Below are 26,494 nucleotides of genomic sequence, written 5' to 3' on the forward strand. Positions count from 1 at the left end.
ATGTCTCAGCCGATTCGCCTTAAAGACCACGAGAAAGACTCACGCCTTGTGCGCGGACGCGTCGTGGTCGGCGCATTTGTCGTGGTGGGATTGATCTGCGTATTGCTCGCGCGACTTTATTATCTGCAGGTGGTGCAGTACGAGTACCACTCCACCTTGTCAGAAAACAACCGGGTGCATGTGCAGCCGATCCCGCCTACACGGGGTTTGATCTTTGACCGTAATGGCGTGGTTATTGCGGACAACCGTCCCAGCTTCAGCCTGAGCATGACCCGCGAGCGCTCCGGCGACTGGCAGCAAGTGCTCGACGTCATTGTTGAAGTGCTGCAGCTTGCGCCTGAAGATCGCGCCCTGTTTGAAAAGCGCATGAAGCAGGGGCGGCGGCCATTTGAGCCGGTGCCCATTCTGTTTGAGCTTAACGAAGAGCAGATCGCCCGGATTGCTGTAAACCAGTTCCGCCTGCCCGGGGTGGAGGTGGTTGCGCAGTTGGTGCGCCATTACCCGCAAGGCGCGCACTTTGCGCACTCGGTGGGTTACATGGGGCGGATCAACGAGAAAGAGCTTAAAACCCTCGATCCGGTCAACTACAGCGGCACGCACCATATCGGCAAAACCGGCATCGAGCGTTTCTACGAAGCCGAGTTGCACGGCCAGGTGGGTTACGAAGAAGTCGAAACCAATGCCCGGGGCCGGGTATTGCGGGTGCTTAAGCGTACCGACCCGATCCCCGGCAAAGACATCGTGCTCAGCCTCGATATCAAGCTGCAAGAGGCGGCCGAAGAGGCCCTGGCAGGGCGTCGTGGCGCGGTGGTTGCACTTAACCCGATGACGGGGGAAGTGCTGGCCATGGTCAGCCAGCCGAGTTTCGACCCCAACCTGTTCGTGACCGGCATCAGCTTCAAGGCTTATGCCGAGCTGCGCGATTCGATTGATCGCCCATTGTTCAACCGCATCCTGCGCGGCCTGTATCCACCTGGTTCGACCATCAAGCCCGCCGTCGCAATTGCGGGGCTGGACAGTGGCGTGATCAGTGGTACTTCACGCGTGTATGACCCCGGCTATTACCAGTTGCCCAATTACGATCACAAATATCGTAACTGGAACCGCACCGGTGACGGCTACGTCGATCTGGACACCGCGATCATGCGCTCCAACGACACCTATTTTTATGATCTGGCCCACAAGCTGGGGATTGATCGTCTGTCGACCTACATGAATCAGTTCGGTATCGGGCGAAAGGTCTCCCTGGACATGTTCGAGGAATCCGCCGGGCTGATGCCGTCCCGCGACTGGAAACGGGCCACCCGGCGTCAGGCCTGGTTCCCCGGCGAGACGTTGATTCTGGGGATCGGTCAGGGCTACATGCAGTCCACGCCCCTGCAGCTGGCCCAGGCCACGGCGCTGATTGCCAGTAAAGGCAAGTGGATTCGTCCGCACCTGGCCAAGACCATCGAAGGCGTTCCGCCGGTGGATCCGGATCCGGTACCGGACATCGTCCTGCGTGACCCGTCCAACTGGGCCAAGGTCAACCACGGCATGCAGCAAGTGGTGCATGGCGCACGTGGCACGGCGCGGGTTGCGGGCGTTGGCGCGCAATACCTGATTGCCGGCAAAAGCGGTACGGCACAGGTGGTGGCGATCAAGCAGGGCGAAAAATACGACCGCTCCAAGGTTCAGGAGCGTCACCGTGACCACGCCTTGTTCGTCGGCTTTGCCCCGGCCAACAACCCGCAGATCACGGTCTCGGTCATGATTGAAAACGGCGAAGCCGGCAGCCGCGTAGCCTCGCCTGTGGTGCGCAAGGTCATGGACGCCTGGTTGCTGGGTGAAGACGGCAAACTCAAACCCGAGTACGGCGGTCCCGTAAAGGCAGAGGTTACGGCCAATGATCAGTAATTTTGACCGCATCCTCTCCAGCGAGGATGTGATGCGTCGGCGTGCCACGCTGCTTCAGCGTCTGCACCTGGATGGCCCGCTGCTGATTTTGCTGCTGACCCTGGCGGCCGGCAGCCTGTTTGTCCTGTATTCGGCCAGTGGCAAGAACTGGGACTTGCTCAGCAAGCAGGCGACTTCATTCGGGATCGGGCTGGTGTCGATGTTCATCATCGCTCAGCTTGAACCGCGTTTTATGGCCCGCTGGGTACCGATCGGTTATCTGGCTGGCGTGTTGCTTCTGGTGGTGGTGGACGTCATGGGCCACAACGCCATGGGCGCCACACGCTGGATCAATATTCCGGGTGTGATTCGCTTCCAGCCCTCGGAGTTCCTGAAAATCCTCATGCCGGCGACCATCGCCTGGTATCTGTCCAAGCGGACCTTGCCACCGCAACTCAAGCATGTGGCGGTCAGCCTGATGCTGATCGGGGTGCCTTTTGCCCTGATTGTGCGCCAGCCCGACCTGGGTACGGCCTTGCTGGTACTGGCGGGCGGTGCGTTCGTGCTGTTTATGGGCGGGCTGCGCTGGCGCTGGATCCTCAGCGTGCTGGCAGCGACGGTGCCCGTGGCGATTGCCATGTGGATGTTTGTGATGCACGACTATCAGAAACAGCGGGTTCTGACCTTCCTCGATCCTGAGAGCGATCCGCTGGGCACCGGATGGAACATTATCCAGTCCAAGGCCGCCATCGGCTCGGGCGGGGTGTTCGGCAAGGGCTGGCTGCTGGGCACCCAGTCGCACCTGGACTTTCTTCCCGAAAGCCACACCGACTTCATTATTGCGGTGATGGGCGAAGAGTTCGGCCTGGTCGGCATCTGCGCGTTACTGCTGATTTACTTGCTGTTGATTGGTCGCGGCCTGGTGATCACGGCCCAGGCGCAGACCCTGTTCGGCAAATTGCTGGCGGGCAGCCTGACCATGACGTTTTTTGTTTATGTTTTCGTCAACATCGGTATGGTCAGTGGCTTGCTACCGGTGGTGGGCGTGCCATTGCCATTTATCAGTTACGGCGGCACTTCGCTCGTGACGCTGTTGTCAGCGTTTGGGGTTTTGATGTCGATTCACACACATCGCAAGTGGATCGCACAAGTTTGATTAAGGTGAATTATTCAATGCAAGCAATGCGTGGCTGGGCCGCTCGATACGCGTCATGGGTGGGCCTGCTGGGTCTGTTCGGGGCAGCGCAGGGCGCGGTAGCCGGTGACTACGAAGGCTCGCCCCAGGTGGCTGAGTTCGTCGGTGAGATGACCCGCGACTACGGATTTGCCGGCGAGCAACTGATGGGCGTGTTCCGTGAGGCAGAGCGTAAACAGAGCATCCTCGATGCCATTTCTCGCCCGGCCGAACGCGTTAAACAGTGGAAAGAGTACGGCCCGATGTTCCTGACCGACGCCCGGGTTGCCCGTGGTGTGGATTTTTGGCGTGAGCACGAAGCCGTACTGGCCCGCGCCGAGCAGGAGTACGGGGTTCCGGCCCAGGTGATTGTGTCGATCATCGGCGTCGAAACCTTTTATGGCCGCAACACCGGCAACTACCGGGTGATCGATGCGCTGTCGACCCTGGGGTTCGATTACCCGCCGCGCGCCGAGTTTTTTCGCAAGGAGCTGCGTGAGTTCCTGCTGCTGACCCGCGAAGAGCAAGTTGACCCGCTCACCCTTAAAGGCTCTTATGCCGGGGCGATGGGCTTGCCGCAGTTTATGCCAAGCAGCTTTCGCGCCTATGCCGTGGACTTCGACGGTGATGGTCATATCAATATCTGGAGCAATCCGGACGATGCCATCGGCAGTGTTGCCAGCTACTTCAAGCGTCACGGCTGGGTGGCCGGTGAGCCGGTGGTGATTCGCGCCGATGTGACCGGTGATCGGGCCGATGAAGGCCTGACCCAGGGCATTGAGCCGGTCAAGACTGTCGGGGAGTTGCGAGCGCTGGGCTGGTCGAGTCATGATGCGCTGCCCGACGATATGCCGGTCACGGCGTTCCGTCTTGAAGGCGCCAATGGTCCTGAATACTGGATGGGCCTGAAGAATTTTTATGCGATCACGCGCTATAACCGAAGCGTGATGTACGCCATGGCAGTGCATCAACTGTCCGACCTGCTGGTTCAAGCACGGGGCAACAAGTAATGCCGTTTCTAGCGATCCGCACACCTTTGAAACTCGCTGCCTGCGCCGCCCTGGCGTTGCTGGTGGTGAGCTGCTCCAGCAGCCGTTCGACGACCCCGCAAACCTCTGGCGGTGTCAGTTCCAAGCCGGGCCTGGACATCAACCGCGCCCATAAAGATGGTGCGCCGTGGTGGGATGTCGACGTATCCCGTATCCCGGATGCCACGCCGACCCTGCACAGCGGTCCTTACAAGGCCGCGCCGTATTCGGTGCTGGGCAAGACCTACTTTCCGATGCAAGAGTCCAAGACCTATGTGGCTTCTGGCACTGCGTCCTGGTACGGCACCAAGTTTCACGGTCAGAACACGGCCAATGGCGAAGTGTATGACCTGTACGGCATGAGCGCGGCGCACAAAACCCTGCCGTTGCCCAGCTACGTCAAAGTGACCAACCTCGATAACGGCAAGGCCGTGGTCCTGCGGGTCAACGACCGTGGCCCGTTTTATTCGGATCGCATCATCGACCTCTCCTACGCTGCCGCCAAGAAACTGGGCTATGCCGAAACCGGTACGGCACGGGTCAAGGTTGAAGGGATTGACCCGCAAGCCTGGTGGGCCCAGCGTGGTCGTCCGGCTCCCTTGATGCTCAATGAGCCGAAAATGGCCCAGAACACCGGGCCGACCGTCTCTACCGGCAAGATTGAGCAATGGACGCCGCCGGCCCAGCAGCACGCCGCCGATGTGGTACCGGTCAGCACACTGCCCAAGGGCCAGGGTACGTATTTGCAGGTAGGCGCCTTTGCCAATCCGGACGCCGCCGAGTTGCTTCGTTCCAAGCTCAGTGGCATGGTCAGCACCCCAGTATTCATCAGCTCGATTGTGCGCAATCAGCAAACCTTGCATCGAGTGCGCCTGGGGCCCATTGCCTCGGCGGGTGAAGTACAGCAAACGCAAAACAGCGTGCGCCAGGCCAATTTGGGTCAGCCAAGCGTTGTGACGTCGGATCAGTAACACCGATCAAAGCGTTGGGCCGGAGCATCAAGGGCCCAAACGCAGTTGCAGAGGTCAAGAATAAAAGCCCTTCCAGGGGCCGGGACTGCAACTGAATACGCGGCAGTCAGTCATACGACTGCCTGTACAGTTTTGCCCGTGAGGGTAAGTTTCAATTAACAACTTCGAGAGACGGATGAACATCACCACTTTAGCCAAACGCCTGTGCCTGCTTGTACCGCTGATCGTCACTCCTGCCGCCTGGGCAGTCGAGATGATGCCGTCGCCGCCACAACTTGCAGCCAAGTCCTATGTTCTGATGGATGCCAGCAGCGGTAACGTGCTGGTTGAGAACAACGGCGACCAGCGTCTGCCGCCAGCCAGCCTCACCAAGCTGATGACTGCTTACATCGCGACCCTGGAAATCCGTCGCGGCCAGATCGGCGAAAATGATCCTGTCACCGTCAGCGAAAACGCCTGGCGTACCGGTGGTTCGCGGATGTTCATCAAGGTCGGCACTCAAGTGTCGGTCAGTGACCTGCTGCACGGCATCATCATTCAGTCGGGTAACGACGCAAGCGTGGCCTTGTCCGAGCACATCGCCGGCAGCGAAGACGCCTTTGCCGACATGATGAACAAGACCGCCGGCGAGTTGGGCATGTCCAACAGCCACTTCATGAACCCGACTGGCCTGCCAAACCCTGAGCATTACTCGTCGGCCCACGACATGGCGTTGCTGGCCCGTGCCATCATTCACGAAGACCCGACTCACTACGCGATCTACTCGCAGAAAGAGTTCTTCTGGAACGGCATCAAGCAGCCTAACCGCAACCTGTTGCTGTGGCGTGACAAGACCGTTGACGGTCTGAAAACCGGTCACACCGACGAAGCAGGCTATTGCATGGTGTCGTCGGCTGTTCGTGATGGTCAGCGACTGATTGCCGTGGTGTTTGGTACCAACAGCGAAGTCGCCCGTGCTGCCGAAACACAGAAGCTGCTGACCTACGGTTTCCGCTTCTTCGAAACCCAGACGTTCTATCAGAAGGGTGTAGAGCTGGCTCAGGCCCCGGTCTGGAAAGGCACCACCAATCAAGTCAAGGCCGGCCTGGCCGAAGACTTGACCATGACTCTGCCTAAAGGCCAATTGAAAAAGCTGGCTGCAAGCATGACCATGAACCCGCAACTGATGGCCCCTATCGCCCAAGGCGATGTGATCGGCAAGGTTGAGGTCAAGCTGGACGACAAGGTTGTGCACAGTGCCGACCTGATCGCACTGGAGCCCGTTGAGGAAGGCGGTATTTTCCGACGCGTTTGGGACAGCATCCGTCTATTCTTCTACGGTCTGTTCAACTGATAGCACCCACCTGCATGGCCCCGCGCTTACACGGCGCGGGGTTATCTCTGTAGCTCAAGGCTTACGAGGCCAATACGCCATGACCGATACTGAAGTAAAGGCGCCAAAGATCGAATTCCCCAACGTTGATTACCCGGTTAAGGTGATCAGCGACACGGGTGTGGGCAACAAGGACAGGATCATCGACATCGTCAAGAAACACGCGACGGTCAACGATGATCGTGTCGACGAGCGCCAGAGCACCAACGGCAAGTACACGACCATCCAGTTGCACATCGTGGCAACAGATCAGGATCAGCTCTACAACATCAACAGCGAACTGCGAGCCACCGGCTTCGTACACATGGTGCTGTGATGTCGCAGGTCTTGGGTATTCGCGAACTGGGTCAGCTTGATTACGAGCGCACCTGGCTGGCGATGCAGCGCTTCACCGATGAGCGCAAGCTTGAGCCGGACACGCAAGATGAAGTCTGGCTGGTGCAGCATCCGCCGGTGTTTACCCAAGGCCAGGCAGGCAAGGCCGAGCATCTGCTGTTACCGGGTGATATCCCGGTGGTGAAGTCGGATCGCGGTGGTCAGGTGACCTATCATGGCCCTGGCCAGCTGGTTGCTTACCTGATGCTTGACGTGCGTCGGCTGGGTTATGGCGTGCGTGAGCTGGTCTCGCGGATGGAGCAGTGCCTGATCGACCTTCTCGCCAGCTATGGCGTGAGCGCGGCGGCCAAGCCCGATGCGCCCGGCGTGTATGTTGACGGCGCGAAAATCGCTTCTCTGGGGCTGCGGATCCGCAATGGCTGCTCCTTCCATGGTCTGGCCCTGAATGTGGACATGGACCTGGAACCGTTTCGACGGATTAACCCCTGTGGTTATGCGGGGCTGGCGATGACCCAGCTGCGTGACCATGCAGGGCCGATTGAATTTGCCGAGGTAGGTGCCCGGCTGCGTGTGCAGCTCGTCAAACACCTCGACTATGCTGAGCAGACGACCCTGACGGGCGGAATCGACTGATATGACTACTGCGCAAGACGCTGTTCAAACCCTGATCCCAACGCTGGATATCTCAGAACGTGCAGCCCGCGCCAGCGAGGCCCGTTCCAAGGTTGAGACCGGCGTTAAGTTGCGCGGTGCCGAAAAGGTTGCGCGTATCCCGGTAAAGATCATTCCGACCACCGAGCTGCCGAAGAAGCCTGACTGGATTCGTGTACGCATTCCGGTTTCGCCTGAAGTCGACCGTATCAAGTCATTGCTGCGCAAGCACAAGCTGCACAGCGTGTGCGAAGAAGCTTCCTGCCCGAACTTGGGCGAGTGCTTCTCGGGTGGCACCGCGACCTTCATGATCATGGGCGACATCTGCACCCGCCGCTGCCCGTTCTGCGATGTGGGTCACGGTCGACCGAAGCCACTGGACGTCAACGAGCCTGAAAGCCTGGCCATCGCCATTGCTGACCTGCGCCTGAAGTACGTGGTGATCACCTCGGTAGACCGCGACGACCTGCGTGACGGCGGTGCCCAGCACTTTGCCGATTGCATCCGCGAGATCCGCAAGCTGTCGCCGGGCGTTCTGCTTGAAACCCTCGTGCCGGATTACCGTGGTCGCATGGACGTTGCGCTGGAAATCACCGCAGCCGAGCCGCCTGACGTGTTCAACCACAACCTCGAAACCGTGCCGCGCCTGTATAAGGCCGCCCGCCCTGGTTCCGACTACCAGTGGTCGCTGACCTTGCTCCAGCGCTTCAAGCAGATGATGCCGCACATCCCGACCAAGTCCGGCCTGATGCTGGGTCTGGGCGAGACGGATGAAGAAGTCATCGAAGTCATGAAGCGCATGCGCGAACACGACATCGACATGCTGACCCTGGGTCAGTACTTGCAGCCATCGCGCAACCACTTGCCGGTACAGCGTTTCGTGCACCCGGACGTTTTCGCCTGGTTCGCCGAAGAAGGCTACAAAATGGGCTTCAAAAACGTGGCATCCGGCCCGTTGGTACGTTCTTCGTATCACGCGGATGAACAAGCCAAGCTGGTCAAATCCATGCTGGTGAGTGCCTGATTCCATGACAAACCGGAGCACCGCGCCCGTGTCTTTCAAGACCCACAGCGCGGTGCCCGCGTTGCCCGCTGGTGGGGTGATCGCCCTGATCGCCCCGGCCGGTCCCGCCGAACTTGATCTGAAACTCGCCACCCAATGGATGCATGACCGCGGCTATCAGTTGCGCGTATTTCCGGGCGTGTGGGAAAAGGACGGCTACCTCGCAGGCTCTGATGCCGTGCGTTTACGCGACCTGCACGACGCCTTTGCCGATGACAGCATTGATGGGATTTTTTGCCTGCGCGGTGGCTACGGATCCCCGCGCTTGCTTGATGGCATCGATTTCGAGCTTCTGCGCAACCATCCCAAGCCTTTTGTGGGGTATAGCGATATCACCGCGCTGCATCTGGCGATTACACGTTACGCAGGCTTTGTGACTTTCCACGGGCCGATGCTGAACGCCGACCTGCTGGGTAACAAGCAACCGCCGACAGAATCCTCACTGCTACGCATGCTTGGCGGGCAGCAACTGCCTGTGCTGGAGCATCCTGCAGCTTACCCGCTGACAACCCTTGTGTCAGGTTGCGCCAGTGGCCGTTTGCTGGGCGGCAATCTATCCATGATCTGCGCCACCCTCGGGACGGCGTTTGAGCTGGATGGCGAAGGCATCATCCTGTTTATCGAGGACGTGAACGAGCCGTTGTACCGGGTCGACCGTCTGCTCACGCATTTGCGTCTGGCAGGCAAGCTCGACAAGGTGCGTGGCGTCCTTGTAGGGGATGTGGCTGGGGTTGATGTACGGGCGCTGGAGCGGTTGCTCACACAGGAATTGGGCGGGCTTGGCATTCCCGTGCTGGCCGGATGGCGCAGCGGGCATTGTGATCCAAACCTGACCTTGCCGATGGGGGCTCAAGTGCGGCTGGATGCTGATCAGCAGTTATTGGTACTTGAGCAGGCTGTGGTCACAGTCAAAACCTGAGCCGTGGGCGCGGGCTTGCTCGCGATTGCATCGACTCGTTTAGTCAGAAATACCGAGTTGATAGCCTCGCGAGCAAGCCCGCTCCTACCGGTTGAGTCGCAACTCAGCGGCTACGCAAACTCTCCAGCAACTTGTGACTCGGGTAGCCATCTGCAGGCCAACCCATAGCTTGCTGCGCGCTGCGAATTGCTTTGCGCGTATTGGCGCCAATAATGCCATCCGCATTGCCCGCATCGTAATTGCGCTGGCTCAGCAGTGTTTGCAGCTCTACGCGTTCGGAACGGCTCAGCGGTCGGTCATCTTTTGGCCACGCAGCCAAAATGGTTCCGCCCCCGTTGAAGCGCTGAGACAACAGGCCTACGGCCAGCGCATAGGACGATGAATTGTTGTAGCGCAAGATAGCGCGGAAGTTATCCAGCACCAGGAACGCCGGACCACGGTAGCCTGCCGGCAGCAGCAGGGTAGCGCTCAACTGCTCTGAGCCGGCTGCAGAACTTTCAGGCACTAATACCCCCAGTTGCTGCCATTCGGCGACGCTCTTTTTGACAGCACCATCCGCCAGCGCGTAGTCAAAGCTGGCAGGCAACATGACTTCAAAGCCCCACGGCTGGCCTTGTTTCCAGCCAGAGCTTTGCAGGTAATGCGCAGTCGAGGCCAGGGCGTCGGCAGAGCTGTTCCAGATGTCACGACGACCGTCACCGTCGAAATCCACGGCGTGGGTTTCATAGGTCGTCGGAATGAACTGGGTCTGGCCCATTGCGCCAGCCCAGGAGCCGAGCATTTTGTCGGCGCTGATATCACCTTGCTGAATGATTTTCAGCGCCGAGATCAATTGGCTTTGAGCGAATTCCGGGCGACGCCCTTCGTAGGCCAGGGTGGCCAGCGATCGGATGACGGATTTGTTGCCCTGGAACGAGCCGAAGTTGCTCTCCATGCCCCAGACCGACACCAGTGCCTGGCGGTCGACGCCATAACGCTGTTCGATGCGGCTCAGCAACTCGGCGTTTTGCTCCAGCAAACGCTGACCATTACGCACACGCAAGGGTGACAGGGCGCCGTCGAGGTATTCCCAGACAGGGCGGCTGAATTCAGGCTGGCTGCGGTCGGCCTTGATCACGCTCATGTCGGGTGTGACGCCAGCAAAGGCGTTATCGAACACCTGCGGGCTGATTCCGGCTTTGAGGGCCTGAACGCGGAAGTTGGCCTGCCACTCGCTGAAGCTCTGGGCGGGCTGGACAAAAGGTGTGTCGGTGGTGCCTGGCGCGCTGGTGGTCACCGCTGGGGCGGGAGGCGTCACAGGCAAGGGTTGGGCATCGGCTGCGGTAGGTTTCTCGGCGCAGGCGACTAAAAGGATGACGCTGGAAGCAGCGATCAGTTGGCGCATCGGCCAACCACGTTTATGACTTAAGGGCATGCGCAGGTCCAGGTAATGCAAATCAGATGCAGACCTTATCATCCCCGCTGTCAGGCAGCCAGAAAGTAAAAAGCCTCCCGGTCTCTCGACTGGAAGGCTTCGCGGCGGTAGCTGCCTTTGCCTTTGGCGGGGCGTTCCTGGCGGCTGCGGAACAGGGGTTGGGCGACGATGGATTTGGCCTTGTTGGGGCGCTTGCTCATGGCAGGTACTCTCGCTTGATGTGAACAAGCGCAAATCATCGGCCAGAATTTTGCGGTTGTCCAGCCATGGGTGAGTGGGAGCAGGGGTTACTCCGCAGGCAGACTCAAGCGTTGTCCGCACATCAGCAGCGCCAGACGACTCAGGCTGTTCCAGGCCGAGCCCGCTGCCTGACCCTTGATTTGCGCATCGATACGCTGTGCGTCCATCAACAGCTGTGCCCAGCGCTGCGCCGAGTAACGTTGCAAAGCCTTGCTCATCAGCGGCTTGCGCTTGTCCCAGACCGGGGGGCGTGCCTGGCTGAAAGCCTTGTCCAGAGGAATGCCCTGGCTGTATTGCAGCGCAATATTGGCCAGAACCCGCAGTTCACGGGCCAGTGCCCAGAGGATCACCGGAGGCTCTACACCTTCACCGCGCAAACCCTCCAGCATGCGCAAGGCGTGGGAAGCCTCGCCGTTAAGTACGGCATCGACCAGGCCAAACACATCAAAGCGCGCACTGTCAGCCACCGCGGCCTGTACGGTTTCGACGGTGATCTGCCCGTCTTCGGCCATCAATTTGAGCTTTTCGATTTCCTGGGCCGCCGCCAGCAGGTTGCCCTCAACCCTTGCAGCAATCAGTTCGACCGCGTCCTGGCTGGCAGACAAGCCTGCCTGTGACAGGCGCTGGCGAATCCATTGAGGCAACTGGTTGGCGTCGACTGGCCAGATCTGAACGAACTGGGTATGGGGTCCCTCGACAAGTGCCTTGCCCCACTTGGTCTTCTGCGCGCTGCCATCAAGCTTGGGCAGGCTGATCAGCAAAAGGGTGTCTTCGGCCGGGCGTGAGCTGTACTCGATCAGTGCCGCGGCGCCTTTGTCGCCGGGTTTACCCGAGGGCAGGCGCAGTTCCAGCAGGCGCTTTTCGGCGAACAGCGACATGCTGGCGCCCGCTTGCAGCAACGTGCCCCAGTCAAAGCTGGCGTCTGCGCTGAACACCTGGCGTTCATCAAAACCTTGTTGGCGAGCAGTGCTGCGAATGGCGTCTGCCGCTTCCTGGCACAGCAACGGGTCATCGCCGCTGATGATGTAGATCGGCGAGAGATTGCCTTGCAAGTGTTTGGCGAGTTGGGCGGGGGCGAGTTTCATAGGGGCTATAACGATAGCGGGGCGCCTGAGCGCCCCGTATGCCTTACTGGTTTTGCAGTTCGAGAGGCGACTGTTGAGGGGTTTCCTCTTGAGCCTTGCGTGCAGCTTCGATGGCGTCGGCTTCAGCCTTGGCCTTCGCATCGGCCTGCTGTTGCAGCTTTTCCAGCTGCTCAGGCGTCAACTGCTCAAGGCGCATGACCAGTTGCTGTACGAGGTCGCGACGCATCTCTTTACGGATCATTTGGCCTTCCTGATTGGCGCCAGCAATGTTGCTGCCGTCCTGCAGGTAAACCTTGTTCGCTTCAACCCGATTGCTCAGCAGCGTCAGATTGTTGTGACCCCGGATTTCGTAATTCACCACGTTGGTCAACTGATACTCGGCAGTTCCGCCGTTGCCAGAGTAGCTGGCGGCGCGCTGAGTTTCTTTTTCGCTGGTCAGAACCATTTTGTACGGAGCATTGGCGGTCAGTTTTACGCCGCTGTTTTCCAGAATCTGACGCAGTTGGCGCACGGTATCGCCATAGGCGTTGCGAGCACTCACGTCGAGTTCGGTGATCGTCAGCTGATTGGTGCCGGTGCCGCGCAGCTGGAAGCCGCAGGCGCTCAACAAAATAGCGAGACCCATCACCAGCAGGTTGCGTTTGATCATGTGTTGCTCCCCTTGAAACCAGATAGGCCGACTAGGCGGCCCTGAAGGTCTTATTGGGCGCCCGGGCATGGCACGGGCGCCTGTTCCAGTTAGCTCGCGACGATATTGACCAGTTTGCCGGGGACCACGATGACTTTGCGAATCGTCAGGCCTTCGGTAAACCGCAGTACGTTTTCGTTGGTGCGGGCTGCGGCTTCAACGTCTTCACGGCTGGCACTGGCTGGCATTTCAATATGCCCACGCAGTTTGCCGTTGACCTGGATAACCAGTTGCAGGGTGTCTTGAATCAGTGCGCTTTCATCCAGGGTTGGCCAAGGCGCGTCGATGATGGCGCCTGCATGGCCCAATTTGTTCCACAACTCATGGCTGATATGCGGAGTGATAGGGGCCAATACCAGTGCAACCGTTTCAAGGCCTTCCTGCAGCAGTGCGCGGTCTTGTTCAGTCACTTGCGGTGCTTTTTCAAGCACGTTCATCACGGTCATCACCTGGGCGACGGCGGTGTTGAATTTGTGATGCAGGCCGACGTCCTGGCTCGCTTGCTTGATCGCCTGGTGGATAGCACGGCGAATGACTTTTTGTTCGTCGTTCAGGCTGGCGATGTCCAGCGTGCCCGGCAGACCTTGGCCAACGTGGGCATAGGCCAGACGCCATACGCGCTTGAGGAAGCGGTGCGAACCTTCAACACCCGAGTCGGACCATTCCAGGCTCGCGTCAGGTGGCGAGGCAAACATCATGAACAAGCGGCAGGTGTCTGCGCCGTATTGCTCGATCATGTATTGCGGGTCGACGCCGTTGTTCTTGGACTTGGCCATTTTTTCAGTGCCACCGATTTCAACGGGCAGGCCGTCGCTGATCAGTTTGGCGCCGATGATCTTGGCTTTGCTGTCACGCTCCAGCTCGACGTCTGCCGGGTTGAACCAGGTCAGGGCGCCGTTGGCTTCGCGACGGTAGTAAGTTTCGGCAATCACCATGCCTTGGGTCAGCAGGTTCTTGAACGGCTCGTTGGAGCTGACAAGACCTTCGTCACGCATCAGCTTGTGGAAGAAGCGCGCGTACAGCAGGTGCAAGATGGCGTGTTCGATACCGCCGATGTACTGGTCAACCGGCAGCCAGTGGTCAGCCGCCGATTTCTCGACCAGGCCGCCTTCATAGTGCGGGGACGCGTAACGGGCGTAGTACCACGAGGACTCGACGAAGGTGTCCATCGTGTCGGTTTCGCGTTTGGCCGGTGCGCCACATTTAGGGCAGCTGCACTCATAGAATTCAGGCATGCGCGCCAATGGCGAGCCGGCGCCATCGGGCACGACGTCTTCTGGCAGGATGACGGGCAACTGGTCTTCAGGGACCGGAACGTCACCGCAGGTGTCGCAGTGCACGATCGGGATCGGGCAGCCCCAGTAGCGCTGGCGGCTGATGCCCCAGTCACGCAGGCGGAACTGGGTACGCGACTGGCCAAGGCCTTTGGCGGTCAGGGCGGCTTCGATGGCAGCGAATGCCGCGTCGAAATCCAGGCCGTCGAATTCGCCGGAGTTGATCAGCGTGCCGTGCTCGTTGTAGGCGTCTTGCCACGGAGCAGGTGATTCGTCGCCTGCGCTGGTACGAACGACTGCTTTGATCGGCAGGTTGTACTTGGTAGCGAACTCGAAATCACGCTCGTCGTGTGCTGGAACGGCCATCACCGCGCCGTCGCCGTAATGCATCAATACATAGTTGGCGACCCATACCGGGAGCTTTTCACCGGTCAGTGGGTGCTCAACGAACAGCGAGGTTGGCAGTCCCTTTTTCTCCTGGGTCGCCATATCGGCTTCGGCCACGCTGCCGCCTTTGCATTCAGCGATAAACGCTTGCAGCTCAGGATTGCCTTGTGCAGCCAGAGTGGCGAGCGGGTGCTCGGCAGCCACGGCTACATAGGTAGCGCCCATGAGGGTGTCGGGACGGGTGGTGAAGACCTTGAGTGCGCCCGCTTCGCCGATGGAGTCGACGTTGTAAGGGAACTGCACTTCCATGCCGCGGGATTTGCCAATCCAGTTACGCTGCATGGTTTTGACCTGCTCGGGCCAACCCGGCATGTCGTCGAGGCTTTCAAGCAGTTCATCCGCATAAGCGGTGATCTTGAAGTAGTACATCGGGATTTCGCGCTTTTCGATCAGCGCGCCCGAACGCCAGCCGCGGCCGTCGATGACCTGTTCGTTGGCCAGAACGGTCTGGTCCAGCGGGTCCCAGTTCACGGTGCCGTTTTTACGGTAGATCACACCTTTTTCGAACAGGCGAGTGAACAGCCATTGTTCCCAGCGGTAGTAATCCGGCTGGCAGGTCGTGATTTCGCGGGACCAGTCCACCGCCAGACCCAGGCTGCGCAGCTGGGTTTTCATGTAGGCAATGTTTTCGTAGGTCCACTTGGCCGGGGCGACATTGTTTTTCATCGCGGCGTTTTCGGCCGGCATGCCGAAGGCGTCCCAACCCATCGGTTGCAGGACGTTTTTACCGAGCATGCGCTGGTAACGGGAGATCACGTCACCGATGGTGTAGTTACGCACATGCCCCATGTGTAGCTTGCCGCTTGGGTACGGGAACATCGACAGGCAGTAGTAAGTCTCTTTGCCTGGATCTTCGCTGACTTCGAAGGACTTTTGGTTGTCCCAGAATGATTGGGCGGCGGCTTCTATTTCACGGGGCTGATATTGTTCGTGCATGGCTACTTGTACTGATAAAGGGTGGCCTAATCCTCTTCAACATAGATCGGCTTTGGTGTTGCCCGGTCAGGTTGGAGCAGGGGTTACAGGAAGTCCCGTAGCATACATGACCCCGCTCTATCGAGGGAAACCCTGATTGCCTCATCACTCCGTTGGTCGCGGCAGCACGCCGGTTTTACAGGCACAGCTAAGCTCTCTTTGGGGGAGATACATTTCCTTTAATGAGGTGGACGGATGGCAGAGTTGCAACGCAGCGCAACAACATCGCAAGTGTATGAGCGGCTGATTGATCGTTTAAGTGTGGCTCTTGATTCAGCAAAGACGGCTGTCCAATTACGTGATGAACGTCCAGTCGAGTTGGAGTTGCGAGGCTTGAGTCGTGCCGAGCTAGAGTTGATCAACCTCTATTTGAATCGGATGGGGCGTGAGGCGATTGAACGCTCGCAAGGCAGCAGGAACATGCAGGATGCCCCCAAGGCCAAGGTCATCTGGCTTAAAGACAGGGTGCAGGGAGCTTAGGGCCTTACGGCGATTCAACGATTCAGGCCGGGCCTTCAGAAAAAGTCGCATCAAGAAAGGTTGTACCCCGGGTTGATGTATCAGGTGTTTGTGTTTGGGTTTCTCACCTGCGCTGTTGATGCGTTCACTCAACCCCCTTAGGCTTCGGGCATCTTTGGAGATGCTCGATGCCTATTCGATATTTTTTAAAACAACTTCTATTACCTCCTGGAATTCTTTTACTCCTCTTGGTGCTTGCCTGGTGGTTGCGTCGTTCGCGCCCGCGTTTGGCGGGTGTCCTGTTCGCCTTGGGGGTGGGCGGTTTTTGGCTGATGAGTTTGCCCGTGATGGTGGAATGGGGCGCGCGGGTGCTCGAGAGCGAGCCGCCGTTGGCCCAAAGCGAGTGGTCCAGGCTTGCGCAGCGGGCGGATGCAATCGTGGTGCTGGGCTCGGGCCGTGAGCGGGGAGACCCGGCATGGGGCAGCGATCAACCGACGGGAATAGGCCTGGAACGCCAGCGATATGCGGCCCGGCTGGCCAAGGCTTCAGGTTTGCCGGTACTGACCACGGGAGGTTTGCACTACGGCACGCCCCCCAGCGAGGCGCAGTTGATGGCGGACTCGTTGCGTGATGACTTTGGTGTGAGCGTGCGCTGGAAAGAAGAACAAAGCCGTACCACGTGGGAAAACGCCAAAATGACTGCAGACATTCTGCTGCCGCTGGGTATCAAACGCGTGGTAGTAGTCACCCACGGCTGGCACATGCCGCGTTCGGTGTGGAGCTTTGAAAAGGCCGGCTTTGAGGTTGTACCCGCTCCCGTTGGATTCTTGAGTGCTGACAACGCTCGGCCGCTGGGTGGCTGGATGCCCGAATACAAATCGTTCTGGCAGTCCGGGCTGTTGATCAATGAAGCGGTCGGGCAGATGTCCTATCCGCTTTTTTACCGGTAACTGAGAGGCGGGGCGTCTGGCTGTTTGTGGGAGCGGGCTTGCTCGCGATGCAAGCCCGGCTGCCACTACACCGTCTTGGCAATCCGGCTGGTGATCAGTGCCCAGCCAATCAGCAGGCTGCACAGGATGATCAGCGGCCACGAGCGCCATTGCAGGTAAGGCGTGAAGTTGTGCATGGGGACTACTTCGCCATACATGATGCCCTGCTCAAACTGCGGGATCTGGGTGGTGATCTGGCCGAACGGATTGATCAGAGCCGTTACGCCATTGTTGGTTGCCCGGATCATCCAGCGGCCTGCTTCCAGGGCGCGCATTTGTGCCATCTGCAAATGTTGCAGCGGGCCAATCGACGTGCCGAACCAGGTGTCGTTACTGATGGTGAGCAAAATATCGCTTTGGGCGGCGAGGTTGGCCACGAAGTCCGGGTAGACGACTTCATAGCAAATAAGCGGCGCGATCTGATAACCCTTCGCTTGCAGCATGGCCTGATCAGACGGGCCTCGGGCGAAGTCCGACATCGGCAGGTCGAAGAATGCGATCAGGCCGCGCAGGACATCCTGCAACGGCACGTATTCGCCAAACGGCACCAGCTTCTGTTTCAGATAAACACCGTCACCCTCACCAACGGCGGTAATACCGTTGAAGTAGCGCGGCTCGTGACGTACTTCCTGGCGGATAGGCACGCCTGTAATCAGTGCCGAGTTTCGATCAGCGGCAAACCGCCCCATCATGCTCAAGAAGCCTTCAGCGTTTTCTTTGAGTACGGGAATGGCGGTTTCTGGCCAAACGATGAGATCAACGCGTTTGGAGCTCAATGTCATGTCGCGGTACAGGGCCAGTTGCGCGTTGAGCTGCGCCGGATCCCATTTCATGCTTTGTTCGATATTGCCCTGGATGGCCGCGACGCTCAGTGGATCACCCGAAGGGCTGGTCCAGGCGTGATGCTTGAGTGCCTGGCCGAGGCACCACGGACCGATCAGTAACACTAAACCAGCCGCTACAAAGGCTTTGCGTTTGGCCTTGATCAGGCGCGGCAGATTGCACAGCAGTGCTGCGGTCAGGGCCAGGGTAAAGGAGATCAGCCACATGCCGCCCAGAGGGGCAAGGCCGGCCAGTGGGCCGTCCAATTGGCTGTAACCGGAGTACAGCCAGGGGAAACCGGTGAGGAACCAGCCACGAAAAGCTTCCTGTGCGACCCACAGGGCCGCAAACGCCAATGTGTCGGCCAGTGGCGCTTCGTTGCGGCGAATCCAGCGTGCCCAGAGCCAGGCGGGGAGGGCGAAGAACCATGCAATAGCTGCCGTGAACGCCAGCATCAGCAGTCCGGCCAGCAGCACAGACGCGCCGCCGAAGTGGTGAATGCTGTAGTAGATCCAGCTGGTGCCGGCGCCAAACAGACCAAAACCGTAGCACCAGCCACGGCCCAGCGCCTGTCTTGGGGACAGGTCACGCAAGCCAAGATAGAAAATGGCCAGGGCAACCAGTGCCAGTGGCCAGATATCGAAAGGTGCCAACGCCAGGGTTGTCAGTGCGCCGGCCACCACGGCCAGCAAGTTACCGGGCCAGCCGGGGGAGGTTATCCAGCGCATTTCAATCCTTGGTATTGAGGTTTAGCGGGCGATAGGCGTAAGGCGAATCAAATGAATCCGGCGACTGTCCGCATTGAGGATGCGGAAGCGGTAAGGACCGATTTCAGTGGTTTCGTTGCGTTTTGGCAAGTGCCCGAATGCACTCATGACCAGGCCGCCGACAGTGTCGAATTCATCGTCGGAGAATTCGGTGTCAAAGAACTCGTTGAAGTTCTCGATGGGGGTGAGGGCCTTGATCAGGAAGTCACCGCTGGGCAGCGGCTTGATGTAGCTGTCTTCCTCGACATCGTGCTCGTCTTCGATGTCGCCGACGATCTGCTCCAGAACGTCTTCAATCGTTACCAGGCCCGCCACGCCGCCGTATTCGTCAATCACGATGGCCATGTGGTTGTGGTTGGCACGGAACTCACGCAACAACACGTTCAGACGCTTGGACTCAGGGACAAACGTCGCCGGACGCAGCAAATCCTTGATGTTGAACTTGTCGCCGTTCTCCTGAAGGATCAGCGGCAGCAAGTCTTTGGCCAGGAGGACGCCCAGGACGTCGTCATGGCTTTCGCCGATCACCGGGTAGCGCGAGTGCGCAGCCTCAATGATCGCCGGGAGAAATTCACGGGGGGTCTGGGTCGCCTTGATGCTGATCATCTGCGAGCGCGGAACCATGATGTCCCGTACCTGCAGGTCAGCCACCTGAATGGCGCCTTCGACGATGGCCAGCGCTTCACTGTCCAATAGTTTGTTCTGGTGTGCTTCGCGCAGCAGCTCAAGCAGCTCCTGGCGGTTTTTCGGCTCATGGGCAAAGGCCTGGGTCAGCTTACCTAACCATGACTTTTGCCCGTTGCTCGATCGGTCTTCGCTCATAGCGATTTACTCGTATCCCTTGGTCGTTTCAGTGGGTGTTATTCGGTTTCGTCGTCTGCATACGGGTCTGGATGACCCAGTTCAGCAAGCAACGTTCGTTCCAGTGCTTCCATTTCTTCGGCTTCTTCGTCTTCTATATGGTCGTAACCCAGAAGATGCAAGCAGCCGTGAATCACCAGGTGGGCCCAATGGGCCTCGAGGCTTTTGCCTTGTTCGGTGGCTTCGCGTTCAACCACGGCCACGCAAATCACCAGATCGCCCAGTAACGGGATATCGAGGAATTCGTCAGGCACGTCAGCCGGAAAGGAAAGCACGTTGGTGGCGTAGTCTTTCTGGCGCCAGGTGTGATTGAGCTCGCGGCCTTCGGCTTCGTCTACCAGGCGAATGGTCATTTCCGAATCGGCGGTACGCTGACGAAGAGCCAGTTCACACCATTGGCGGAACTGGGCTTCGGTGGGGGCGGCTGCCTCGGTGGCCAGTTGCAGGTCAAGCTCAAGCATCGTGACGGTAATCCTTTGCAGCGGGCAGTGCGGCCAGCTTGTCGGCGGCTTCCTGTTCGTAGCGCCCGTAGGCTTCCACAATGCGCTGCACCAGCGGGTGGCGCACGACGTCTTTGGACTGGAAGTGAGTAAAGCTGATACCCGGTACATCCTTGAGCACTTCAATGACGTGGTTCAGCCCTGATTTGGTGCCTTTAGGCAGGTCGATCTGGGTGATGTCACCGGTGATCACGGCGGTCGAGCCGAAGCCGATACGGGTCAGGAACATCTTCATTTGCTCGACGGTGGTGTTCTGGCTTTCGTCGAGAATGATAAAGCTGTTGTTCAGCGTGCGACCACGCATGTAGGCCAGTGGCGCAACTTCGATCACCTGGCGCTCGATCAGCTTGGCCACGTATTCAAAGCCCAGCATTTCGTACAGCGCGTCGTAGAGCGGGCGCAGGTACGGGTCGATTTTTTGCGACAGGTCGCCTGGCAGGAAACCGAGTTTTTCGCCGGCTTCAACGGCCGGGCGCACCAGCAGGATGCGGCGGATTTGCTCGCGTTCCAGGGCATCAACGGCGCAGGCCACGGCCAGATAGGTTTTACCCGTACCCGCTGGGCCAATCCCGAAGTTGATGTCGTTCCCCAGGATTTCTTTGACGTAGCGCTGCTGATTGATGCCCCGGGGGCGAATCATGCCCTTTTTGGTACGCAGCGAAACACTGGCTTCAGCCACCGGATTACTGGCCAGGTCTTCGACGGCAGATTCCTGCAGGAACAGGTGCACCATGTCCGGTGAAAGCTCGCAGGCTCTGGTTTCACGGTACAGGCGGCGCAGCAGATGTTCAGCGGAAGAGGTCAGCTTGGGGTCGCCGATCAGCTCGAATTGATTACCGCGATTGCGGATTTCGATCGTCAGGCGTTGTTCGATCAAGCGCAAATGCTCGTCGAATTGCCCGCACAGATTGGCGAAACGGCGAGCCTCAAATGGCTCGAGAAGAAAGCGATGTGGTTCGATGGGTGCGTTCAAGGTCGTATTTAGCCGCCCTTAGGCAATTGAGATGGAATTAAGGATAACGCTAGCAGGTCAAGCGTGAAAGGACTTAACCAAATGTTTGATGTGGGAGCGGGCTTGCTCGCGATTGCATCACCGCACTCGTCCAGCCGGACCGCGTTGCATGCATCGCGAGCAAGCCCGCTCCCACAGAAGTTGATTGCGTGTGGTCAGTTCAGCAGCGAGCCCCGCAACGAGTGCGGCTGGGCAGCATCGATGTGCACATCGGCGAATTGCCCGATCAACTGCGGGTTGTCACAGCGGAAGTTGACGATCCGGTTGTTCTCGGTGCGGCCCTGCAGTTCACCAGGGTCTTTTTTCGAGTAGTCGGTCACCAGAATCCGCTGGATGGAACCCACCATTTGGCGGCTGATCTCAAAACCCTGCTGGTTGAGGCGATGTTGCAGCGCGTTCAGACGCTCCTTCTTGCGCTCTTCCGGCGTGTCGTCTGTCAGGTCTGCTGCCGGGGTGCCCGGGCGCTGGCTGTACACAAAGGAGTAGGAGAAGTCGAAACCTACGTCTTCGATCAGCTTCATGGTTTGTTCGAAGTCTTTTTCGGTTTCGCCCGGGAAGCCAACAATAAAGTCGGAACTGATGCAGATACCCGGTACGGCTGCCCGAAGTTTGCGCAGCTTGGACTTGTATTCCAGTGCCGTGTGGTTGCGCTTCATGGCCGACAGGATGCGGTCAGAGCCCGATTGCACCGGCAAGTGCAGGTGTTTGACCAGCTCCGGGACTTCGGCGTGGGCCTGGATCAGGCTGTCGGAGAACTCCAGCGGGTGGGAGGTGGTGTAGCGAATGCGCTCGATCCCGTCGATCGCGGCAACCACGCGAATCAGTTCGGCAAGATCGGCCAAGCGACCGCCCTCGGTCAGGCCGCGGTAGCCGTTGACGTTCTGGCCGAGCAGGGTCACTTCACGTACGCCGTTTTCGGCCAGGTGAATCACCTCGGCCAGCACGTCATCGAACGGGCGGCTGACTTCTTCGCCGCGGGTATAAGGCACCACGCAGAATGTGCAGTATTTGCTGCAACCTTCCATGACCGAGACGTAGGCGCTTGGGCCGTCGATGCGCGGTTCTGGCAGATGGTCGAACTTCTCGATCTCGGGGAACGACACGTCGACCTGCGGCAGCTTGGTGATGCGCGCAGCGTCGATCATTTCTGGCAGGCGATGCAGGGTTTGCGGGCCAAATACCACATCCACGTAAGGGGCGCGATCGCGAATCGCCGCACCTTCCTGGCTGGCAACACAGCCGCCCACGGCAATCACCATGTCGGGGTTGGCCAGTTTCAATTCACGCCAGCGACCCAGTTGCGAGTACACGCGGTCTTGGGCGCGTTCACGGATCGAACAGGTATTAAGCAGGATGACATCAGCGTCTTCGGCGCGCGCTGTGACTTCCAGGGCCTGATGTTCACCCAGCAGGTCGACCATGCGCGAGCTGTCGTACTCATTCATCTGGCAACCGTGGGTTTCGATGTAAAGCTTCTTGGCCATGGGTGTTCATCAAGTGATTCAAAGAACCGCGCATTATAGGGGGCATGGCCGTTGCTTCCTAGCGTTGTGCGTCTGACGGCTATGCTATAGTTCGCGCCCTCTTTTATACCTCCAGATGCTTACCCGCCCACCATGACCAAACGTGAAGCTCCAATCTACAAGGTGATTTTCCTTAACCAGGGCCAGGTGTTCGAAATGTACGCCAAGCAGATCTATCAAAGTGATCTGTGGGGTTTCCTGGAAGTTGAGGAATTCGTCTTCGGTGAGCGCACGCAAATGGTCGTCGACCCGAGTGAAGAAAAACTCAAGGCCCAGTTCGAAGGTGTGGTGCGCAGTTTTGTGCCGATGCACTCGATTGTGCGTATCGACGAGGTTGAGCGCTTGGGCACTCCCAAAATCAGCGAAGCCCGTGGCGTGAGCAACGTGATGCCGTTTCCGTTTCCGATGCCGGAAAAGTAAGGCCGTTTATTCTGTCGGGATTCGTCTGCCGGGATGGGCTAAGGCTGCGACTGCAGGCTTTGTGCTGGCCTTGATTTAAGGTAGCGGCGAAAACGGCGAGCGGGCATCGGTCGATTGCAGTTCCTGCAAGTACTTGCGGAAAATCTGCCCCAGGATCTGGGTGGCGGTTTCCAGCTGGTCGCGAGGCATTTGCTCGGCTACCAGGTCGGCAGTGTCCAGTGCGTCTTCGGCGCCGTTGACCGCGGCCATCTTCAGCACGATATACGCCTGGATGTTATTGGCCGGTACACCTTCGCCCTTGAAGAACATGGTGCCGAGCTGGAATTGAGCCATGGCGTGACCTTGCAGCGACGCTTGCTCGAAATAGCTCAATGCCTGATTAAGATCGCGAGGGGTGTTTTTACCGTCGTAATAGAACTCGCCTAACTCGTATTCGGCTTCTGCATCCCCGGCTTTTGCCGCTTCAACGCATGCCGCAAGCGCCTCGGCGAGGTCTTCAGGCTGAGTATTGAGGGTGCAGCGACCCATCGCTGGGATCAACAACGAGTTACCGCCTGCCTGGACAAGCAGCGGTTGTAGGAGCAACAGGCAGCCCAGTGCAAGGGCGCGGCCGGTGCGGTTCATGGGAATCGACGTACCTCTGAAAGGCGGGTTAACCCGACCGTGGGATGTGTAGGCGCGCATTATGAAATAAGCAGAGGCAACCTTACAAAGTCTTTACTCGTTTTTCTGCTGCGTGACCGCGATATCCATTGATTTAAGACGATTTTGGACGGGCGGGGTAAAAGATCAGGCCATTACGGGCATAAAAAAACGGCAAGGGCATCAACCCTTGCCGTTTTTGTGGATCACTTCAGTGCGGCAAATGCACGCTCTGCAGCATCCAGGGTCAGTTGCAGCTCGGTCTCGCCGTGGGCGATCGAGGTGAAACCGGCTTCAAAAGCACTGGGTGCCAGATACACGCCACCGTCGAGCATCAGGTGGAAGAAACGCTTGAACAGATCGGCATCGCTGGCCATCACATCATCGAAGGTGACGATGTCGTCGGCGCCGCTGAAGTACAGGCCGAACATGCCACCGGCCTGGGTGGTGACAAATGGAATGCCTGCCGCGTCGGCGCGCTGCTGCAAGCCATCCAGCAAGCGGGTGGTGTAATCGCTCAGCTCGGCGTGGAAGCCCGGACGGCTGATCAGGCGCAAGGTGGTCAGGCCAGCAGCCATTGCCAGCGGGTTGCCGGACAGAGTGCCCGCCTGGTAAACCGGGCCCAGTGGTGCGATGTGCTGCATGATTTCGCGTTTGCCGCCGAAGCAGCCAACCGGCATGCCGCCGCCGATGATCTTGCCGAAGGTGCTCAGGTCCGGGGTGACGCCGTAATGGGCTTGAGCGCCACCCAGGGCAACACGGAAACCGGTCATCACTTCGTCAAAAATCAGCACCACGCCGTGTTTGTCGCACAGGCTGCGCAGGCCTTGCAGGAAACCTGGCGCAGGCGGTACGCAGTTCATGTTGCCGGCCACCGGCTCGACGATGATGCAGGCCACGGTGTCGCCGACTTCAGCCAATAGTTTTTCAACCGCTTCAATGTCGTTGAACGCGGTGGTCAGGGTGTGTTTGGCAAAATCAGCCGGAACCCCGGCCGAGCTCGGTACGCCCTGAGTCAGCAGGCCTGAGCCAGCCTTGACCAGCAGGCTGTCGGAGTGGCCGTGGTAGCAGCCTTCAAACTTGAGGATATTGTCGCGGCCGGTGAAACCACGGGCCAGGCGGATGGCGCTCATGGTGGCTTCGGTGCCGGAGCTGACCATGCGCACCATTTCCATCGACGGCACGATGGAGCACACCAGGTCTGCCATTTCGGTTTCCATGGCGGTCGGAGCACCGTACGACAAGCCGTGTTCCAGTTGCGCACGCACCGCATCCAGTACTTGCGGGTGGCTGTGACCCAGAATCATCGGGCCCCACGAGCCGACGTAATCCACGTAGCGTTTGTCGTCTTCGTCAGTGACGTAGGCGCCTTCAGCATGCTTGAAGAACAGCGGGGTGCCGCCCACGCTCTTGAACGCACGCACAGGCGAATTCACGCCGCCGGGGATGTGTTTTTGGGCATTGGCAAACAGGGTTTCGGAACGAGACATGGTGGGCTCTCTCTGAATCAGGATTCGGTATTTAAATAGACAGCAAGGTGTTGAACGCCTTGGCGCGGCGGGTGACTTCCTGGGCGTCCCGGGCGCCAAACAGGCCATGCACCACGGCCAGCAGGTCGGCGCCGTGGGCAACCAGTGGGGCCGCGTTGTCCAGGGTAATGCCGCCAATCACACAAATCGGCAGGTTGAGCCGGGCGCGAGCCTGGTCCAGTACGTCCAGGGTTGCGGTCGGGGCGCCGGGCTTGGTGCTGGAATTGAAAAAGCGTCCAAAGGCGACATAACTTGCCCCTTCCTTGGCGGCCTGCTCGGCAAGCTCAATCTGGCTATGGCAGGTGGAACCAATGATGGCATTGCGCCCGAGCAGTGCCCGGGCCGGTGTCAGCGGGCCATCGGTTTGCCCCAGGTGTACGCCCACGCCCAGGCGCGCGGCCAGCTCGGCATCGTCGTTGATGATCAAGTGCGCCTTGTAGCGCTCGCACAAACCGCGCAATGCCTCGGCTTCGCGAAGGCGACGGGCGTCATCGTTGCTTTTGTCGCGATATTGCAACAGCGTCAGGCCGCCATCGAGGGCCGCCTCAACGTAGGGCAGCAGTTTGCCGGCCAGCAGTTGGCTGTCAGTGATTGCATACAGGCCGCGCAGTGTCATGGTTCGTGCCTCATTCGTTACGAGCAGAAGTCCAGCGGCAAGCGGCGCGGTACAAACTGCCCCTGCCCCAGTTGCTCGGCATCGCGCAGGGTGCGCCACGTGTAGTTGAGCGCGGTCTGCACGGCGCTGACCAGTTCTTCACCGATGGCAAGCCGTCCTGCCAGTGTGCTGGCCAGGGTGCAACCCGAGCCGTGATAGCTGCCGGGCAAGCGATGGCAGGTAAAGGTATGACGGCTACCGTCGCGGCTGTACAGGCGATTATGGACTTCGTGTTCATCACCGTGACCGCCGGTGATCAGCAGGTGCTTGCAAAAGGGCAGGAGTTTTTCTGCGCATTCATCAGCGCTGCCCTCGGGCAGTTCGGCCAGGATGCGGGCTTCGGGAAGGTTGGGGGTGGCAATGGTGGCCAGGGGCAGCAGGCGTTCGCGCATCGCGTAGCCCACTTCGTCCTTGCCCAGTCGCCCGCCGCCGCCTGCGCGCAACACCGGGTCGCAGACCATTGGCAGATGCGGGTGGGCCTGAAGCAGTTCGACCACGGTGTCGACCATTTCCAGTGAGCCGAGCATGCCCAGCTTGACCGCCGCAACGGTGGAGTCGCTGAGCACGGCGTCGGCCTGGGCCAGCACCCACTCACGATCCAGCACGCGGAAGTCGCGGACATTGACGGTGTTCTGCACAGTCAGGGCGGTCACCACCGGGGCGGCGTGACAGCCTTGAGCCAGCAGGGCTTCGATATCTGCCTGCAAGCCGGCACCCCCACTGGGGTCATGGCCGGAGAGACAGAGGACAACGGGGCGAGAGCTGTAGATATTCATGGTGCGCGAGCTTACCACCAAACGGTT

At 59.2% G+C, this 26,494-nt stretch carries 26 protein-coding genes; 12 read left to right on the top strand and 14 right to left on the bottom strand.

Going from position 1 to position 26,494, the window contains the following annotated elements:
* The 9 genes from mrdA to V6P94_RS06220 all read left to right on the top strand — a co-directional run bounded on the left by mrdA (position 1) and on the right by V6P94_RS06220 (position 9,389).
* Positions 1-1,896 carry a penicillin-binding protein 2 gene (mrdA, locus tag V6P94_RS06180; RefSeq protein WP_133077022.1) on the top strand — a complete coding sequence of 632 codons (1,896 nt, stop codon included), beginning with the start codon at positions 1-3 and terminating at the stop codon, positions 1,894-1,896.
* Positions 1,897-1,927: 31 nt separating this feature from the next.
* The gene (gene rodA / locus V6P94_RS06185; protein WP_219262646.1) at positions 1,928-3,031 is read left to right on the top strand and encodes a rod shape-determining protein RodA; all 1,104 of its coding nucleotides are present in this window, start codon (positions 1,928-1,930) and stop codon (positions 3,029-3,031) included.
* A 17-nt stretch (positions 3,032-3,048) separates the two neighbouring features.
* A complete protein-coding gene (gene mltB / locus V6P94_RS06190) occupies positions 3,049-4,059 on the top strand; it encodes a lytic murein transglycosylase B (protein WP_133077020.1) in 1,011 nt (336 codons plus the stop codon).
* Entirely contained in the window at positions 4,059-5,048 is a 990-nt protein-coding gene (locus V6P94_RS06195; protein ID WP_219262637.1) for a septal ring lytic transglycosylase RlpA family protein, read from the top strand. Before mltB ends, V6P94_RS06195 begins: the two co-directional genes overlap by 1 nt.
* Positions 5,049-5,223: 175 nt before the next feature.
* The gene (locus V6P94_RS06200; RefSeq protein WP_133077018.1) at positions 5,224-6,381 is read left to right on the top strand and encodes a D-alanyl-D-alanine carboxypeptidase family protein; all 1,158 of its coding nucleotides are present in this window, start codon (positions 5,224-5,226) and stop codon (positions 6,379-6,381) included.
* A gap of 79 nt (positions 6,382-6,460) precedes the next feature.
* The gene (locus V6P94_RS06205) at positions 6,461-6,736 is read left to right on the top strand and encodes a DUF493 domain-containing protein (protein WP_019824211.1); all 276 of its coding nucleotides are present in this window, start codon (positions 6,461-6,463) and stop codon (positions 6,734-6,736) included.
* Positions 6,736-7,389: a lipoyl(octanoyl) transferase LipB gene (gene lipB / locus V6P94_RS06210; RefSeq protein ID WP_133077017.1), complete on the top strand. Its 654-nt coding sequence runs from the start codon at positions 6,736-6,738 to the stop codon at positions 7,387-7,389. The genes V6P94_RS06205 and lipB overlap by 1 nt, the downstream gene beginning before the upstream one ends.
* 1 nt (position 7,390) lies before the next feature.
* Positions 7,391-8,431 (top strand): lipoyl synthase, encoded by a 1,041-nt coding sequence (gene lipA / locus V6P94_RS06215; RefSeq protein WP_133077016.1) that lies wholly within the window; start codon positions 7,391-7,393, stop codon positions 8,429-8,431.
* 4 nt (positions 8,432-8,435) lie between these two features.
* Positions 8,436-9,389: an LD-carboxypeptidase gene (locus tag V6P94_RS06220; protein WP_338649118.1), complete on the top strand. Its 954-nt coding sequence runs from the start codon at positions 8,436-8,438 to the stop codon at positions 9,387-9,389.
* 103 nt (positions 9,390-9,492) lie between these two features.
* Here the strand turns inward: V6P94_RS06220 and V6P94_RS06225 are convergent, their stop codons facing one another.
* The 5 genes from V6P94_RS06225 to leuS form a co-directional block, all read right to left on the bottom strand.
* On the bottom strand, positions 9,493-10,803 hold the full coding sequence (locus V6P94_RS06225) for a lytic murein transglycosylase (RefSeq protein ID WP_133077014.1): 1,311 nt from the start codon (positions 10,801-10,803) through the stop codon (positions 9,493-9,495).
* Between the two features lie 50 nt (positions 10,804-10,853).
* Positions 10,854-11,003: an alternative ribosome rescue factor ArfA gene (gene arfA / locus V6P94_RS06230; RefSeq protein ID WP_003444166.1), complete on the bottom strand. Its 150-nt coding sequence runs from the start codon at positions 11,001-11,003 to the stop codon at positions 10,854-10,856.
* An 87-nt stretch (positions 11,004-11,090) separates the two neighbouring features.
* Complete coding sequence (gene holA / locus V6P94_RS06235) at positions 11,091-12,128, bottom strand: DNA polymerase III subunit delta (protein WP_219262638.1); 1,038 nt, start codon at positions 12,126-12,128, stop codon at positions 11,091-11,093.
* Positions 12,129-12,171: 43 nt separating this feature from the next.
* The gene (gene lptE, locus V6P94_RS06240; protein WP_133077012.1) at positions 12,172-12,777 is read right to left on the bottom strand and encodes an LPS assembly lipoprotein LptE; all 606 of its coding nucleotides are present in this window, start codon (positions 12,775-12,777) and stop codon (positions 12,172-12,174) included.
* A gap of 89 nt (positions 12,778-12,866) precedes the next feature.
* Complete coding sequence (gene leuS, locus V6P94_RS06245) at positions 12,867-15,473, bottom strand: leucine--tRNA ligase (protein ID WP_133077011.1); 2,607 nt, start codon at positions 15,471-15,473, stop codon at positions 12,867-12,869.
* 234 nt (positions 15,474-15,707) lie between these two features.
* Here leuS and V6P94_RS06250 point away from each other — a divergent pair, with 234 nt between their 5' ends.
* Both V6P94_RS06250 and V6P94_RS06255 read left to right on the top strand, forming a co-directional pair.
* The gene (locus tag V6P94_RS06250) at positions 15,708-15,992 is read left to right on the top strand and encodes a hypothetical protein (RefSeq protein WP_133077010.1); all 285 of its coding nucleotides are present in this window, start codon (positions 15,708-15,710) and stop codon (positions 15,990-15,992) included.
* 167 nt (positions 15,993-16,159) lie between these two features.
* Entirely contained in the window at positions 16,160-16,921 is a 762-nt protein-coding gene (locus V6P94_RS06255) for a YdcF family protein (protein ID WP_133077009.1), read from the top strand.
* Positions 16,922-16,986: 65 nt separating this feature from the next.
* Here the strand turns inward: V6P94_RS06255 and lnt are convergent, their stop codons facing one another.
* The 5 genes from lnt to miaB all read right to left on the bottom strand — a co-directional run bounded on the left by lnt (position 16,987) and on the right by miaB (position 22,406).
* Entirely contained in the window at positions 16,987-18,510 is a 1,524-nt protein-coding gene (lnt, locus tag V6P94_RS06260) for an apolipoprotein N-acyltransferase (RefSeq protein WP_133077008.1), read from the bottom strand.
* Positions 18,511-18,531: 21 nt separating this feature from the next.
* A complete protein-coding gene (locus V6P94_RS06265) occupies positions 18,532-19,371 on the bottom strand; it encodes an HlyC/CorC family transporter (RefSeq protein ID WP_019824191.1) in 840 nt (279 codons plus the stop codon).
* Positions 19,372-19,409: 38 nt separating this feature from the next.
* Entirely contained in the window at positions 19,410-19,871 is a 462-nt protein-coding gene (ybeY, locus tag V6P94_RS06270; RefSeq protein ID WP_133077007.1) for an rRNA maturation RNase YbeY, read from the bottom strand.
* On the bottom strand, positions 19,864-20,883 hold the full coding sequence (locus tag V6P94_RS06275) for a PhoH family protein (protein ID WP_133077006.1): 1,020 nt from the start codon (positions 20,881-20,883) through the stop codon (positions 19,864-19,866). The genes ybeY and V6P94_RS06275 overlap by 8 nt, the downstream gene beginning before the upstream one ends.
* 194 nt (positions 20,884-21,077) lie before the next feature.
* On the bottom strand, positions 21,078-22,406 hold the full coding sequence (gene miaB, locus V6P94_RS06280; RefSeq protein WP_133077005.1) for a tRNA (N6-isopentenyl adenosine(37)-C2)-methylthiotransferase MiaB: 1,329 nt from the start codon (positions 22,404-22,406) through the stop codon (positions 21,078-21,080).
* 132 nt (positions 22,407-22,538) lie between these two features.
* On the opposite strand from miaB, the gene V6P94_RS06285 reads away from it, so the two are divergent.
* On the top strand, positions 22,539-22,865 hold the full coding sequence (locus V6P94_RS06285; protein WP_019411970.1) for a DUF1820 family protein: 327 nt from the start codon (positions 22,539-22,541) through the stop codon (positions 22,863-22,865).
* A 75-nt stretch (positions 22,866-22,940) separates the two neighbouring features.
* Here the strand turns inward: V6P94_RS06285 and V6P94_RS06290 are convergent, their stop codons facing one another.
* The 4 genes from V6P94_RS06290 to V6P94_RS06305 form a co-directional block, all read right to left on the bottom strand.
* Complete coding sequence (locus tag V6P94_RS06290; RefSeq protein WP_019824185.1) at positions 22,941-23,489, bottom strand: tetratricopeptide repeat protein; 549 nt, start codon at positions 23,487-23,489, stop codon at positions 22,941-22,943.
* A 224-nt stretch (positions 23,490-23,713) separates the two neighbouring features.
* Positions 23,714-24,997 carry a glutamate-1-semialdehyde 2,1-aminomutase gene (gene hemL, locus V6P94_RS06295; RefSeq protein WP_133077004.1) on the bottom strand — a complete coding sequence of 428 codons (1,284 nt, stop codon included), beginning with the start codon at positions 24,995-24,997 and terminating at the stop codon, positions 23,714-23,716.
* Between the two features lie 31 nt (positions 24,998-25,028).
* Positions 25,029-25,652: a thiamine phosphate synthase gene (gene thiE, locus V6P94_RS06300; RefSeq protein ID WP_133077003.1), complete on the bottom strand. Its 624-nt coding sequence runs from the start codon at positions 25,650-25,652 to the stop codon at positions 25,029-25,031.
* 17 nt (positions 25,653-25,669) lie between these two features.
* Positions 25,670-26,467 (bottom strand): hydroxymethylpyrimidine/phosphomethylpyrimidine kinase, encoded by a 798-nt coding sequence (locus V6P94_RS06305; protein ID WP_133077002.1) that lies wholly within the window; start codon positions 26,465-26,467, stop codon positions 25,670-25,672.
* Positions 26,468-26,494 lie beyond the last annotated feature (27 nt).

Source organism: Pseudomonas sp. ML2-2023-3 (assembly GCF_037055275.1).
Lineage (GTDB): Bacteria > Pseudomonadota > Gammaproteobacteria > Pseudomonadales > Pseudomonadaceae > Aquipseudomonas.